Raw genomic sequence first — 13,934 nt, 5'->3', positions numbered from 1 at the left:
AATTCATTGGTCGTCCCCCGGCAGTAAGGGCGAGCGCGCAATCCAATTTTTTGAGCGACCGTACTCCACAGCCTCTCGGAGAATCTCATTCTCCAGCGTCTTCTTGCCCAACACCCGCTGCAGGGCCTGAATCTCCTTCAAAGCCGCTGCCAGTTGAGAGGCCGGAACGACATCCTCACCAGCCTGGACGGCAAGCAGGCTTCCCTCCTGATAAAGCTTGCGCCACCGAAACAGCTGATTGGCGTTGATTCCATACTGCCGAGCCACCAGCGAAACGCTCTTCCCTGGCTCGTAGGTTTCACGCACGAGGGCGACTTTCTCCTCGCTGCTGCGTCGGCGCCGACGCTCGGGACCAAGCAATTGGCCGCCATCACTTCCATTGGGCATACGCTTAAAACCAGTCACAAGACTATCTCCTAGTTTAAGCGTGAGGCCCTGTCCTCAGATACAGGGGGCCAAACCAGAGAGGAAGATCGAAAGCTCAGAGCCCGTGGCGCAAAGCTTACAGCCCATTCACAGTCAATGCGGAGCTTTCACAAGCTTTCGCCATATTTAGCCCCCCCGAGAGCGCGCTTGGAGCCCTCAACAGGTACAGACAGGTAGCACACGAAGAACGGAGATGATTCGGGGATAGAAATAGGAGAAAAAATTAAATTGAATAAAAATCATATTAAAATCAATGACTTATCATAATGCTTAGGGCTGGACGATCAGGTTGTTGAACAGCAGGTCGTCGACCAGGGGCTTTCCCTCTTCCTGCTGGAGCACGGTCTGTACCTGCTTGAGGGCTTCCTGGCGCAGCTTCTCCTTGCCGTCGACGCTACCGAGGGAGTCGTCGGTCTGCTGGGCGAAGAGCATCACCAACTGGTTGCGGATCAGCGGCTCGTGGTGCTCGACCTTCTCGGAGGCCTCCTTGCCGGTGACCTTCAGCGCGATGTCGGCCTTGAAGTACTTCAGGCGCGGGCCACCGCCATAGTTGCCCACCAGCGCCGGGGTGAGGTCGACGAACACGGGCTTGTTGGCATCTTCCGGCTTGGCTTCTTCGGATTCGGAAGCCATGACGAAGGTGCTGAAGGAAAAGGCCAGCAACAGGGCGAGGAAAGCTCTCAAGGCGATGTCTCCGGATTCAATGGGCAAAGGATAGCCACACTCGCGCCGCCGCCCAAGCTATATCGGGGCATAAGCCCAGGCCATGGTGATTTGCCCCTCAGCCACGCGCTCCTACACTGGCCCACTACTCACAAGAATCCCGGAACGGAGTGCTCCCCATGAAAGCCGTGCTGTGCAAAGCCTTCGGCCCCGCCGAAACCCTGGTGCTGGAAGAGGTCGCCAGCCCCGAGCCGAAGAAGAACGAAGTCCTGCTGCAGGTCCACGCCGCCGGGGTGAACTTCCCCGACACGCTGATCATCGAGGGCAAGTACCAGTTCAAGCCGCCCTTCCCGTTCTCCCCGGGTGGCGAGGCCGCCGGCGTGGTCGGCGCCGTCGGCGAAAAGGTCAGCCATGTGAAACCCGGCGACCGTGTGATGGCGCTGACCGGCTGGGGCAGCTTCGCCGAGGAAGTCGCGGTGCCCGGCTACAGCGTGATGCCGATTCCCGACGGCATGGACTTCGCCAGCGCCGCCGCCTTCGGCATGACCTACGGCACCTCCATGCACGCCCTCAAGCAGCGCGCCAACCTGCAGCCGGGCGAGACCCTGCTGGTGCTCGGCGCGTCCGGCGGCGTCGGCCTGGCAGCCGTTGAAATCGGCAAGGCCATGGGCGCCAAGGTCATCGCCGCCGCCAGCAGCGACGCCAAGCTGGAAGTGGCCAAGGCCGCCGGCGCCGATGTGCTGATCAACTACAGCGAAGGCAGCCTGAAGGACAAGCTCAAGGAACTCACCGGCGGCCAGGGCGTGGACGTGATCTACGACCCGGTGGGCGGCGACCTGTTCGAGGAAGCCTTCCGCTCCATCGCCTGGAACGGCCGCATGCTGGTGGTGGGTTTCGCCAGCGGCACCATCCCGGCGCTACCGGCCAACCTCACCCTGCTCAAGGGCGCTTCGCTGGTCGGCGTGTTCTGGGGCTCCTTCGCCCAGCGCCAGCCGCAGGACAACGCGGCGAACTTCCAGCAGCTGTTCGCCTGGTTCGCCGAGGGCAAGATCAAGCCGCTGGTGTCGCAGACCTTCCCGCTGGAGAAGGCCGCCGATGCGATCAATCACCTGGGCCAGCGCAAGGCGGTGGGCAAGGTGGTGGTGACCGTTCGCTGATTGCCTCGTGGGCGCGGATTGCCTCCGCGTTTCGCGGACAGAGTCCGCTCCTACGAAAGCCAGAAGCCCCGCGAGAGCGGGGCTTTTTCATTCCGATGCAACCTGCTGGAGCGCGCCGCACGCCCAGTTGATCGAAGGCATCGAGCTGGGCGGGTTCGCGAGCAGGAACCAGGCATCCCCCTCGATCCTACAGCCACGCCCAACTGCGGAGCGCTTTTCGTAGGAGCGAGCTTGCTCGCGAACATCCGGCCACACCGGGCCATCAGGATCGTAGGGCGCATAACGCTCCAGCGTTATCCGCCGTGTGGCATCGGCGGATAACCCGTTCCGAGTTATGCGCCCTACATACTTGAAGGCTCCGAGTTGGGCGGGTTCGCGAGCAAGCTCGCTCCTACAGGAAAATCATGCGCCCATGCTCAGCTTTGGCTTTGGCTTTGGCTTTGGCTTTGGCTTTGGCTTTGGCTTTGGCTCTTGGAGACTTCCAGAGAAACGTCCAAGCGCTCCGGACGGCCCCGTTCAGGAGGCCTCGTTGAAGCGCAGTTTCAGGGGTTGAGCGACATGGATGTCGCGAGAGCCGCGATGGGCCAGGGATGGCCCTTCGTGGGGGACGCCTAGTTCGGGCCCCTGAAACTGCGCTTCAACGAGGGTATTTTTCGCCTAAGCGAAAAACCGGATGATCGGGGCAAGACCCTTGCCCACTTTGGGTCGTTTGCCAAAGTGGGTCGCCCGAGGGGGCGAAACAAGAAGTCCGCGCGCACGCCGAAGCGGCGCAGGAAGACCCAACCAGAAGCCAGAGCATCGCGGACAAAGTCCGCTCCTACGCGGGATTGATCCCCGCAGAATCCGGTTGAAACGAATGACGGCGAGAAGGATTTCGCGGAGAAGCTCCGCTCCTACAAAAGCAAAATGCCCCGCATGAGCGGGGCATTTCTTACTCCGAGGATTCAGGAGTAGAGCGCCTTGAACTGCTCGCGCAGCACATTCTTCTGCACCTTGCCCATCACGTTGCGCGGCAGCGCGTCGACCACCATCACCCGCTTGGGCTGCTTGAAGCGCGCCAGCTTGCCGTCCAGTGCAGCGAGCACCTGCGCCTCGGTCGGGGCGTCCCCCTTGCCCGCCACCAGCACGGCGGTCACGCCCTCGCCGAAGTCCGGGTGCGGCACGCCGATCACCGCCGACTCGGCCACGCCCGGCAGGGTGTCGAGGATTTCCTCCAGTTCCTTGGGATACACGTTGAAGCCGCCGCTGATGATCATGTCCTTGTTGCGCCCGACGATCTGCACGTAGCCGCGCTCGTCGACGAAGCCGATGTCGCCGGTCATGAAATAGCCGTCCGCGCGCAGTTCCTCGGCGGTCTTCTCCGGCATGCGCCAGTAGCCCTGGAACACGTTCGGCCCGCGCACCTCGATCATCCCCGGCTCACCTTGCGGCAGCAGGGTCGGCTCAGCCTGGGCAGGGTCGGTGATGCGCAGCTCGACGCCCGGCAGCGGGAAGCCGACGGTGCCGGCGATGCGCTCGCCGTCCAGCGGGTTGGAGGTGTTCATGCCGGTCTCGGTCATGCCGTAGCGTTCGAGGATGGCCATGCCGGTGCGCTCGGAGAAGGCCTTGTGGGTCTCGGCGGTCAGCGGCGCGGAGCCGGAGATAAACAGGCGCATGTGCGCCACTGCTTCGCGGGTCAGGCCGCTCTGGTCGAGCAGGCGGGTGTAGAAGGTCGGCACGCCCATCAGCAGGTTCACCTGGGGCAGCAGGCGGAGCATCTGCGCGGCGTCGAACTTGCTGAGGAAGAGCATCGAGCCGCCGGCCATCAGCAGGCTGTTGCAAGCCACGAACAGGCCGTGGATGTGGAAGATCGGCAGCGCGTGGAGCAGCCAGTCTTCGCTGGTGATCTGCCAGGCATCCACCAGCGCGCGGGCGTTGGAGACCAGGTTGCCGTGGCTGATCATCGCGCCCTTGGAGCGCCCGGTGGTGCCGGAGGTGTAGAGGATTGCGGCAAGGTCGGAAGCCGCACGCTCTACATCGGCGAAGCGCCCCGGCTTGCCCAGTACCCGCGCCATCAGCGAGCCGTCGCCGGCATCGCCCAGGGTTTCCACATGGGCTACGCCGCTGACCTTCGCCAGCTCGCGGGCCTGGGCCTCGAAGGCCGGCGCGCAGACGAACAGCGAAGGCTCGGCGTCGTCGAGGAAATAGCGCAGCTCCTCGCCGGTATAGCCGCTGTTGAGCGGCAGGTAGACCGCGCCGACACGCAGCACGGCGAGGTAGAGCATCACCGTCTCGGGGCTCTTGTCGACCTGCACAGCGACGCGGTCGCCCGGCTGCACACCGAGCTCCACCAGCGCGTGGGCGAACTGCGAAGTGCTGCGCAGCATGTCGGCGTAGCTGTAGCCGCCACCGAACGGGGTGCGGATGAAGGGCTTGGAAAGGTCGCTGGGCAGGTGTTTGCCGACTTCGGCGAAAAGGCTCTGGTTCATGGTGAGGTCCTAGCGTTTTGTTTTCGCCGACAGGGTGGCCAGCTTGCGCACCTCGGGTGAGGCGGTGACCGCGCCCTGGTTGGCGTAGGCTTCGTGGTTCTTTTCGATCTGGCGCAGCTCGTAGCGGTAATTGACCATCAGCCCGGCGGCCTGGCGCAGGCCGCTGGCGGACAGGTCGCCGCGCCAGTTCAGGCGTTCCAGGCGAGCGCCGTTGCCCAGGTGGAAGCGCGCCACCGGGTCCAGCGGCAGACCGGCGCCTGTCTTGGCATGCAGGAAGTATTCGGCGGCCAGCGCCAGCATCGCTTGCTCCGTGCGCGGCGGCGGCGGTGCGTCGGGCTTGAGCGCCTTGAGCAGGTCGGCGGCGGCCACGCCCAGTTGCGCATCGTCGCCCAGGCCATCGAGCCAGCGGCGGAAGCCGGGCACCGGCGACAGGGTGACGAACTGGCGCAGGCTCGGAATCTCCCGCGCCAGCTCCTCCACCACCTGCTTGATCAGGAAGTTGCCGAAGGAGATGCCGCGCAGGCCGTCCTGGCAGTTGCTGATGGAATAGAACACGGCGGTGTCGGGCTCGTCTGCCGATGCATCAGCCGGCTTGCCCTCCAGGATCTCTGCAATCGCACCCGGCATGGAACGGGTCAGCGCCACCTCGACGAAGATCAGCGGCTCGTCGGCCAGGGCCGGGTGGAAGAACGCGAAGCAGCGGCGGTCGGCCGGCTGCAGGCGGCTGCGCAGGTCGTCCCAGTCCTTGATGGCGTGGACGGCCTCGTACTTGATGATCTTTTCCAGGATCGAGGCCGGCGTCGACCAGTCGATGCGCCGCAGCACCAGGAAGCCACGGTTGAACCAGGAAGCCAGCAGGTGCTGCAGGTCGTGGTCCACGGCGGCCAGCTCGGGATTGGCCTTGAGTTCCTGCAGCAGCAGGCGGCGCATGGCAATCAGCTCGGCGGTGCCGCCGGGTGCCTGGTTGAGGCGGCGGAACAGTTCCTGGCGCGGTGGCTCACTGGCTTCGAACAACGCTGTGGTATTGGCCGACGATGGCTCGTCGAGGTAGCGCTGGCAGGCTTGCGCCAGCGCGTCGTGGGGCGGTGCGAAGTCACTCAGCAGGGTGTCGAAGAAGGCTTTCTGCTGGTCCTGCGGACAGTCGCGGTAGGCGCACAGCACCTGCTGCGCCAGGGCCACGCCCGAGGCTTCGCCGTGGCTGGAGATGAGCTTGTGGCAAGCCTGCGCCAGCGCCTGGGCATTGCCCGGCGCCGGCTCGCGCGACTCCAGCAGTTGCCGGCCGCGCTCGGTGATGCTTTGCAGCAGTTCCTGGAAGAAGCTGATGTTCATGCGTCCCCCTCAGCTTGTGGATAAAACGATCAACGCTCCGCCAGCATGGGCGGCGGGCAGCGCTGGTACCAGCGCGAGGCCTGCTCGTAGGCGTGGGCCAGTTGCAGCACGGCCATGTCGGCCTGGTGCCTGCCGATGATCTGCAGGCCCATGGGCAGGCCCTGCTCATTGAAGCCCACCGGCACGTTGGCCGCCGGGCAACCGGACAGCGTGGCCGGGATCACCACTTCCATCCAGCGGTGGTAGGTGTCCATGGACTTGCCGGCAATCTCCTTCGGCCAGTCCCAGGTCTTGTCGAACGGGAACACCTGGGCGCTGGGCAGCAGCAGGTAGTCGTAGCGCTCGAACAGCCGGCTGATCGCACGGTACCAGTCGCTGCGCGCGGCGGAGGCGCGGAACACGTCCATGGCGGACAGTTTCAGGCCATTCTCCACTTCCCAGATCGCCTCCGGCTTGAGCAGTTCGCGCTTGGCCGGGTCGGTGTAGGCCGCGCCGAGGGAGCCGGCGACCACCCAGTGGCGCAGGGTGCGCCAGGTGTCCCAGAGGCGCTCGGGGGAGAAGCCCAGGGCAGTCTCCTCGACATGGCAGCCGATGGCTTCGAAGTCGGCGAAGGATTGGCGGCACAGATCCAGCACGCCCTTCTCCATCGCCAGGTGGCCACCCAGGTCGCCGAGCCAGCCCAGGCGCGCGCCCTTGAAATCACGTTCCAGCGAACCGGCGAACTGCTCGCCGCTTTCAGCGATGGACAGCGGCGCGCGGGCATCGCCGCCGGCCTGTACCGACAGCAGCAGCGCCACGTCGCGCACGCTGCGGCCCATCGGGCCTTCGTAGCCGAGCTGGTCGATGAACAGGTCGGCGCTGTCGTCGAAGGGCACGCGGCCCTGGGACGGGCGGAAGCCGATGATGTTGTTGAAGGCCGCCGGGTTGCGCAGCGAACCCATCATGTCGCTGCCGTCGGCCACCGGGACCATCTGCAGCGCCAGGGCCGCCGCCGCACCACCGCTGCTGCCGCCGGCGGTGCGCTCGGGCGCGTAGGCGCAGCCGGTGGCACCGAAGATCGGGTTGTAGCTGTGCGAGCCGAGGCCGAATTCGGGGGTGTTGGTCTTGCCGATGATGATCGCGCCGGCCGCCTTGATGCGCTCGACCATGATGCCGTCGCGCTCGGGCAGGTAGTCGCTGAACAGCGGCGAGCCGAGGGTGGTGCGGATGCCCTGGGTCAGCGACAGGTCCTTCACCGCGTGGGGCAGGCCGTGCATCCAGCCGCGGTAGTCGCCACGGGCCAGTTCGGCGTCGCGCTGGTCGGCTTCGGCCAGCAGCAGGTCGTCCGGCTGCTGGCTGACGATGGCGTTGACCGCCGGGTTGTAGCGCTCGATCTGTTCGAGGTGCGCCTGCATCACTTCGCGGCAGGAAACCTCGCGCTGGCGGATGCGGTCAGCCAGCTCAAAGGCCTGGAGTTGGACGAGTTCGTTGTGCTTGTTCTGGCTCATGGAGCGCGGCCTTTTTTCATCAGGCTTCCGGCAGGTGGAAGCGTCATTCGGGTTCAGCGACCCGCCGTCGGACGGGGTTTTTTGCGTTCTTCGGGCCGAGCGATGCCGTTGCGCCGGGACAGCACACGCGGGCATCGCTCTGCCTTGTCCCGTGAGGGATCAGCGCATCAGGTTGGTCCAGATACGGTCGGCCAGGCGGATCGCGCCTTCACCGCAGGTCTTGCTGAACACCACCTTGGTGCCCTCGGGGATGTGCAGTTCCGGCGCATCCTTGAGGCTGGCGTCGAGGAAGGGTTCCACGCCCTTGATCGGGCTCTGGTGCTTGAGGAAGTTCTGGGTCATCGCCGAGTTCTCCGGCTGGCTGAGGAAGGCGATGAACTTCTTGGCGTTTTCCGGGTGCTTGGCGCCGGCCGGGATCACCAGGTTGTCCACCCAGGCCATCACGCCCTCTTTCGGGTAGAGGTACTTCAGGCTGGACTTCATCTCACGCGCACGCATCGACGAGCCGCCCCAGAACATCGACATGTCGACTTCGCCCGAGGCCAGGTTCTCGCGGATCGAGCCGGCCTTGGAGCTGTAGGTCTTCACGAACGGCTTCTGGTTCTTCAACAGGGTCAGCACCTGTTGCATCTGCTTGGGGTCCTCGCTGCACAGCGGGATGCCCAGGTAGAGGCTGGCGGTGTCGATCACTTCGCTGGCCGAGTCGAACATGTTGATCTTGCCCTGCAGCTCCTTGGGCGGGGTGAACAGCACCGAGTAGCTATCGGCCGGGCCGCTGTATTTCGCGCTGTCGAGCACCACGCTGGTGGTGCCCCAGATGAAGGGCACGGCGTAGCCGCCTTCCGGGTCCCAGGCGGGTTTCTTCAGGTTGTCTTCGATGTTGGCGTAGTACGGCTGGCTGGCCGGCTCGAAGCGCTCCAGCAGCTTCTCCTGGATCAGGATCGGCACGAAGGCGTGGGAGGGAATGGCCACGTCGTAGCCGGCGCCGCCCTGCTTGAGCTTGGCCAGCAGGGTTTCGTTGGAGTCATAGGAATCCACGGTCACCTTGATGCCGCTTTCCTTCTCGAACTTCTCCAGGATCTGCGGGGTGAAATAGCCACTCCAGCTCACCACGTTGAGTTGTTCGGCGGCGTGCACGTTGGCCACCAGCCCCATGGCCAGCGTGGCCCCTACAGCAGCGATCAGTTTGCTCATCTTCTACTCCGGTATGTGGGCTCAGGCCTTCTTCTTGCCGAGCAGGTAGGACAGGGTTACGAACAGCACGGAAACGCCGAGGATCAGGGTCGACACCGCGTTCACATCGGGCGTCACGCCCATGCGCAGCAGGCCGAAGATGAAGATCGGCAGGGTGGTGGTGCCGGCCTGGGAGACCATCATCGAGATCACGAAGTTATCCAGCGAGACGATGAAGGCCAGCATCAGCCCGGAGAAGATCCCCGGCATCAGCAGCGGCAGGGTGACCTTGCGGAAGGTCCGCCAGGGCCCGGCGTAGAGGTCGGCGGCGGCCTGCTCCAGGGACAGGTCCATGTCGTTGAGGCGGGCACGGATCGGCAGGTAGGCGAACGGGATGCAGAACACCGTGTGGGCGATGATCAGGTTGCCGTAGCCCAGCGACAGGCCGAGGGTGGAGAACAGCGCCAGGGTGGCGACGCCGACGACGATCTCCGGCAGCACCAGCGGCAGCATGATCGCCCCCATGGACAGGCGCAGACCCTTGAACTTGGCGCCGCGCGAGGTGCCCAGCGCGGCCAGGGTGGCAATCACGGTGGCGATCACACTGGCGCACACGGCGATCAGCAGGCTGTTGCCGGCGGCCTGGCGCAGGGCCTGGTTGGCGAAGGCGGCGCGGTACCAGTCGAGGCTGAAGCCGGTCCACACGGTGGCGGACTGGTTGGCGTTGAACGAGAGCACCACCAGCACCACGATGGGCGCGTAGAGGTACAGGTAGAACAGGAAACTCAGCGCGCCGAAGCCACGGAAATCCTGCACGCCCAAGCGACGTTTAGTCAGCAGCGAGAGCATCATTCACCTCCCCGGGCGATGCGCAGGCGTTCGGCGCGCATCGCGTAGAACATCAGCACCAGCATTACCGCGCCCATCAGTACCAGCGACAGCGCCGCGCCGAAGGGCCAGTTCCGCGAGTCGCTGAACTGCCGGAAGATCAGGTTGCCGAGCATCATCTTGGTGCCGCCGCCGAGCAGCTCGGGGGCGATCATCGCGCCCAGGCAGGGCACGAAGGTGAGGATGGCGCCGGCCAGGATCCCCGGACGAGCGATCGGCAGGACCACCTTGCGCAGGGTGCGGATACGCCCGGCGTAGAGGTCCTGGGCCGCTTCCAGCAGGCGCATGTCCATCTTCTCCAGGGTCGCGTAGATCGGCAGCACGACGAAGGGCGCGTAGGTGTAGACCAGGCCCAGCAGCACCGCGCCGTCGGTGTAGAGCAGGTTCAGCGGCTGGTTGATTACTCCCAGGCCCATCAGCGTGCCGTTGACCACGCCGGTGCCGCGCAGCAGCAGGATCCAGGCGTAGGTGCGGATCAGCAGGTTGGCCCAGAACGGCACGGTGATCAGGAAGATCAGCAGGCCGCGACGGTGCGCCGGCTGCATCGCCAGCCATACCGCGACCGGGAAGCCCACCAGCAGGGTGATCACCGTGGTCGCCGCGGCGATGCCGATGGAGCGCAGCGCGATCACCATGTACGAATCGGCGAAGGCCAGGCTGTCGTCGAGCTGGCGCTCGAACAGCAGCGAGACGTAGGCGTCGATGCTGAAGTGCGGGTTCACCCCACCGTAGGGGTTGGCCTGCATCAGCGAGTAACCGACCACGATGAAGATCGGCACGATCAGGAACAGCCCGATCGAGACCAGCGCCGGCGACACGCCAAGGAAGCTGCGCAGCGCCTGGCGCCGCTCCAGCGCATTGCCGGTCGGCGTAGATACTTTGTTCATGCTCACCCCCGCTCAGTCCACCAGGACGCTGGCGCTGCCTTTCTCGAACAGCAGCCCGGCGCGTTGCCCGGCTACCAGGCGACCGCGCTGGCCGGCGCTGTTGGGCGCGCGGACCGTCAGGCGGGTGCCGTCGGCGAGGCTGACCTGGTACTGCAGATCGGTGCCCAGGTAGATCTGCTGGACGACGCTGCAGGGCGTGGCGGACGGCGTGTCCTCGGCCACCAGTTGCAGGCGCTCGGGGCGGATCGACAGGGTCACCTCGGCGCCGACCTTCAGGCCTTCGTGAGCGGGGGCCTCGATCAGCTGGTCGCCGGGGAGGCGGTACTGCGCGCAGTCGCCGGTGAAGTTCTCGACCCGCGCCGGGAGGAAGTTGGTCTCGCCGATGAAGTCGGCGACGAAGCGGTTGCGCGGGTGTTCGTAGATGTCGTCCGGACGACCGACCTGCTGCACCTCGCCCTCGGAGAGCACGGCGATGCGGTCGGACATGGTCAGGGCTTCTTCCTGGTCATGGGTGACGAAGATGAAGGTGATGCCGGTCTTGGCCTGGATCGCCTTGAGCTCTTCGCGCATGGCCTGGCGCAGCTTGAGGTCGAGCGCCGAGAGCGGCTCGTCGAGCAGCAGCACCTTGGGATGCGGCGCCAGCGCGCGGGCCAGGGCGACACGCTGCTGCTGGCCACCGGAAAGCTGGGTCGGCTTGCGCTGGGCGAAGCGTTCCATCTGCACCAGGGCGAGCATCTCGCGGACGCGCTCGGCGACCTGCGCCTTGCTCATGCGCTGGCCCATGGGGTGGGATTCCAGGCCGAAGGCGAGGTTCTCGGCGATGGTCATGTGCGGGAATAGCGCGTAGTGCTGGAACACGGTGTTCACCGGGCGCTCGAAGGGCGGTCGGTCGGCGATGTTCTCGCCGTACAGCTGGATTTCCCCGGAGGTGGGGAACTCGAAGCCGGCGATCATCCGCAGCAGGGTGGTCTTGCCGCAGCCGGAGGGGCCGAGCAGGGTGAAGAACTCGTTATCGCGGATGTCCAGGTCGACGCATTTCAGAGCGACGGGACCGCTCGCCGGGTCGCCGTAGACCTTGCGCACGGAGCGGATGGAGACCGCCGCCGTCTGCAGGCTGTGCAGGGCACTCATGGTGAAACCTCCGTACCTTCCCTTCCGCCACCAGCAGGCGGTCGGGGGATCTTGTAGTTGTTCTGGCAGGACTAGAGACGCTGGATCGCAGCGCTGGCCTTGGGTCAGGCCCAAGTTGTGGTGTTGTTGAAGCGGATATTCGAAGAAAGGTGGTTGAGCGGAAAGCTCAATTTTCTTACATTCGATATTAAAAAAAGTAACAGCTAAAAATCTAACAGCTCGGTACACGAGCGTTCGCCACGAGGCCACACCATGTCGATCCAGCGTCTTCCGCCGCTCAATGCCGTCCGCGCCTTCGAGGCCGCCGCCCGGCTGGGCAGCTATGTCGCCGCCTCGAAGGACCTGCATGTGACGCAGCCGGCCATTGGCCGTCACGTGAAGCTGCTGGAAGACTGGCTGGGCGTGCAGCTGTTCGAGCGCACCCCGCGCGGGGTGAGCCTGACGCCAGCCGGGCAGCGCTACTACGCGAAGATATCCACAGCCCTGCAGCAGATCGCCGACGCAGGCCACGAGCTGGCCCCCGGCGGCACCGCGCGCTGGCTGAAGATCCTGGTGGTGCCGGCCTTCGCCAAGCGCTGGCTGATGCCGCGCCTGGAAACCCTGCGCCAGCAGCGCCCCGGCCTGAAGGTGGCGGTGGAGCCGAACCCGACTTTCACCGAAGTGAATGGCAAAAGCGCCGATCTTGGGATCGTCTACGGACTTCCCGGCGTCTATCCGCAGTGCCACAGCACCCTGGTGAGGCCGGCGGTGTTCCCCGTCTGCTCACCCTCCTACCTCGAAGAGCACGGCCCGCTGACCAGCGTGAACGAACTGGCCCGGCACAAGCTGATCCACGTCGACGACGGTGAATGGTGGAACCTCTGGCTGTCCACCATCGGCCTGGACCTGCGGGTGAGTTCCGACGTGCTCTACGTCAGCAACGACCACGCACTGTCCATGGCCGAAGCAGGCCATGGCATCGCCCTGGCCAACCTGGTGCTGGTGAAGCACCAGCTGGCCGCCGGCACCCTGGTGCGGCCGCTGCCCGAGGAAGTGCCCTTGGAGAGCTACCAGCTGCTGCTCCCCACCGGCGCGGTGAGCGCCGATGTGGCCTGGTTCGAGGACTGGATTCGGGCGGCGTTGCAGGAAGAGTTTTCCAGCGGCCAATCTGCCTGACCGCGTGGGTCACGTGGCTATGCGGGAGCCCAAAGCGGCGTAGGACAGTAGGAGATTCTATGTCTACCCCACTCGCTTGCCTGCGAACGTAGGATGGCGTGGAGCGCAGCGATACCCATCGCTTCTCGCGCACCGACAGCATGGGTATCGCTGCGCTCCACCCATCCTACGTAGGTCTTCACCGGCACCGCTCGGATTGAATCATCCGCGTGGAGCGTAGGCGAACACGTCGGCCCGCATCTGATGCGGGTCCATCCCCGCCGCCACCAGCGCATCCAGGGTGCCGTAGACCATCGCCGGCGAACCGCTGGCGTAGACGCGCAGCCCGGACAGTTCGGCGAAGTCCTCGCACACCGCCTCATGCAGCAGGCCGCAGCGCCCCTGCCAGCCGCACAGGTCGCTGACGATCTGGTGCAGATGCAGGTTGGGCACGCTTTCCCACTGCTCCCAGTGCGGCAGCTCGTAGAAGTCTTCCGGGCGGCGCACGCCCCAGTACAGGTGTACCGGGTGGGCGAAGCCGGTGGCGCGGCAGAATTCGATCAGGCTGTGCATCTGCGCCATGCCGGTGCCAGCGGCGATCAGCACCAGCGGGCCGTCCGGCAGGTCGGCCAGGTGCGCATCGCCGAAGGGCATCTGCACGCGGGCGAATTTGTCGCGCTGCAGCTGCGCCAGCAGGTCGATGGCGCTGTTCTCGCGGGCCAGGATGTGCAGCTCCAGGTCACGCCCTTCCTGCGGCGCAGAGGCCAGGGAGAAGGCCGCCGGGTCGCTGCCTTCGCGCTCGATCAGCACGTACTGGCCAGCGTGGTAGCGCGGCGGCTTGCCGGCCGGCGCGCGCAGGCGCACGCGCCAGACGTCGCCGCCCACCGGCTCGCAGAGGGTCAGCTGGCAGGACAGCTTGCGCACCGGCAGCTCGCCGGGGGCGAGCACGCCGTCCCAGTGCAGCACGCAGTCTTCCAGCGGCTCGGCCAGGCAGGTGAAGAGCTCACCGTGGTCGCGCACCTCGCCGTTCTGGCGCACGCGGCCTTCCACCAGCAGCGCCGCGCAGATATGGCAGTTGCCGTTGCGGCAGCTCTGCGGGCAGTCGTAGCCCAGGCGCCGCGCACCATCGAGGATACGTTCCCCGGGCTGCAGCTCGAGCTGGGCGCCGGAGGGTTGCAAGGTCACTTTCAA

Annotated in this window: 11 protein-coding genes and 1 pseudogene; 2 read left to right on the top strand and 10 right to left on the bottom strand. The window is 65.5% G+C overall.

What is annotated here, in order from left to right; genetic code table 11:
* Window positions 1-387: pseudogene (locus tag HNP46_RS04785) on the bottom strand (transposase); the annotation flags it as partial.
* 309 nt (window positions 388-696) lie between these two features.
* Window positions 697-1,110: a flagellar basal body-associated protein FliL gene (locus tag HNP46_RS04780; protein ID WP_184586352.1), complete on the bottom strand. Its 414-nt coding sequence runs from the start codon at window positions 1,108-1,110 to the stop codon at window positions 697-699.
* Window positions 1,111-1,268: 158 nt separating this feature from the next.
* On the opposite strand from HNP46_RS04780, the gene HNP46_RS04775 reads away from it, so the two are divergent.
* Window positions 1,269-2,246, top strand: a complete 978-nt coding sequence (locus HNP46_RS04775; RefSeq protein WP_184586351.1) for an NADPH:quinone oxidoreductase family protein — start codon at window positions 1,269-1,271, stop codon at window positions 2,244-2,246.
* A 944-nt stretch (window positions 2,247-3,190) separates the two neighbouring features.
* On the opposite strand, the gene HNP46_RS04770 is transcribed toward HNP46_RS04775, so the two are convergent.
* The 7 genes from HNP46_RS04770 to HNP46_RS04740 all read right to left on the bottom strand — a co-directional run bounded on the left by HNP46_RS04770 (window position 3,191) and on the right by HNP46_RS04740 (window position 11,609).
* Window positions 3,191-4,714 (bottom strand): malonate--CoA ligase, encoded by a 1,524-nt coding sequence (locus tag HNP46_RS04770; RefSeq protein ID WP_184586350.1) that lies wholly within the window; start codon window positions 4,712-4,714, stop codon window positions 3,191-3,193.
* 9 nt (window positions 4,715-4,723) lie between these two features.
* Window positions 4,724-6,043, bottom strand: a complete 1,320-nt coding sequence (locus HNP46_RS04765) for a malonyl-CoA decarboxylase (RefSeq protein ID WP_184586349.1) — start codon at window positions 6,041-6,043, stop codon at window positions 4,724-4,726.
* 29 nt (window positions 6,044-6,072) lie between these two features.
* Window positions 6,073-7,530: an amidase gene (locus HNP46_RS04760; RefSeq protein ID WP_184586348.1), complete on the bottom strand. Its 1,458-nt coding sequence runs from the start codon at window positions 7,528-7,530 to the stop codon at window positions 6,073-6,075.
* Window positions 7,531-7,689: 159 nt separating this feature from the next.
* Complete coding sequence (locus HNP46_RS04755; protein WP_409372400.1) at window positions 7,690-8,685, bottom strand: extracellular solute-binding protein; 996 nt, start codon at window positions 8,683-8,685, stop codon at window positions 7,690-7,692.
* 60 nt (window positions 8,686-8,745) lie between these two features.
* On the bottom strand, window positions 8,746-9,552 hold the full coding sequence (locus HNP46_RS04750; RefSeq protein WP_184586346.1) for an ABC transporter permease: 807 nt from the start codon (window positions 9,550-9,552) through the stop codon (window positions 8,746-8,748).
* Window positions 9,552-10,478, bottom strand: coding sequence for an ABC transporter permease (locus HNP46_RS04745; RefSeq protein ID WP_184586345.1), 927 nt, complete (start codon window positions 10,476-10,478; stop codon window positions 9,552-9,554). The genes HNP46_RS04750 and HNP46_RS04745 overlap by 1 nt, the downstream gene beginning before the upstream one ends.
* A 12-nt stretch (window positions 10,479-10,490) precedes the next feature.
* On the bottom strand, window positions 10,491-11,609 hold the full coding sequence (locus HNP46_RS04740) for an ABC transporter ATP-binding protein (RefSeq protein WP_184586344.1): 1,119 nt from the start codon (window positions 11,607-11,609) through the stop codon (window positions 10,491-10,493).
* A 252-nt stretch (window positions 11,610-11,861) separates the two neighbouring features.
* Between HNP46_RS04740 and HNP46_RS04735 the strand changes: the two genes are divergently transcribed.
* Window positions 11,862-12,764: a LysR substrate-binding domain-containing protein gene (locus tag HNP46_RS04735; protein ID WP_184586343.1), complete on the top strand. Its 903-nt coding sequence runs from the start codon at window positions 11,862-11,864 to the stop codon at window positions 12,762-12,764.
* 201 nt (window positions 12,765-12,965) lie between these two features.
* On the opposite strand, the gene HNP46_RS04730 is transcribed toward HNP46_RS04735, so the two are convergent.
* Window positions 12,966-13,934, bottom strand: coding sequence for a CDP-6-deoxy-delta-3,4-glucoseen reductase (locus HNP46_RS04730; RefSeq protein ID WP_184586342.1), 969 nt, complete (start codon window positions 13,932-13,934; stop codon window positions 12,966-12,968).

It is taken from the genome of Pseudomonas nitroreducens (genome assembly GCF_014204515.1).
Lineage (GTDB): Bacteria > Pseudomonadota > Gammaproteobacteria > Pseudomonadales > Pseudomonadaceae > Pseudomonas > Pseudomonas nitritireducens_A.
Note: the sequence above shows the minus strand (reverse complement) of the source record. Positions and strands in the feature narration are given on the sequence as shown.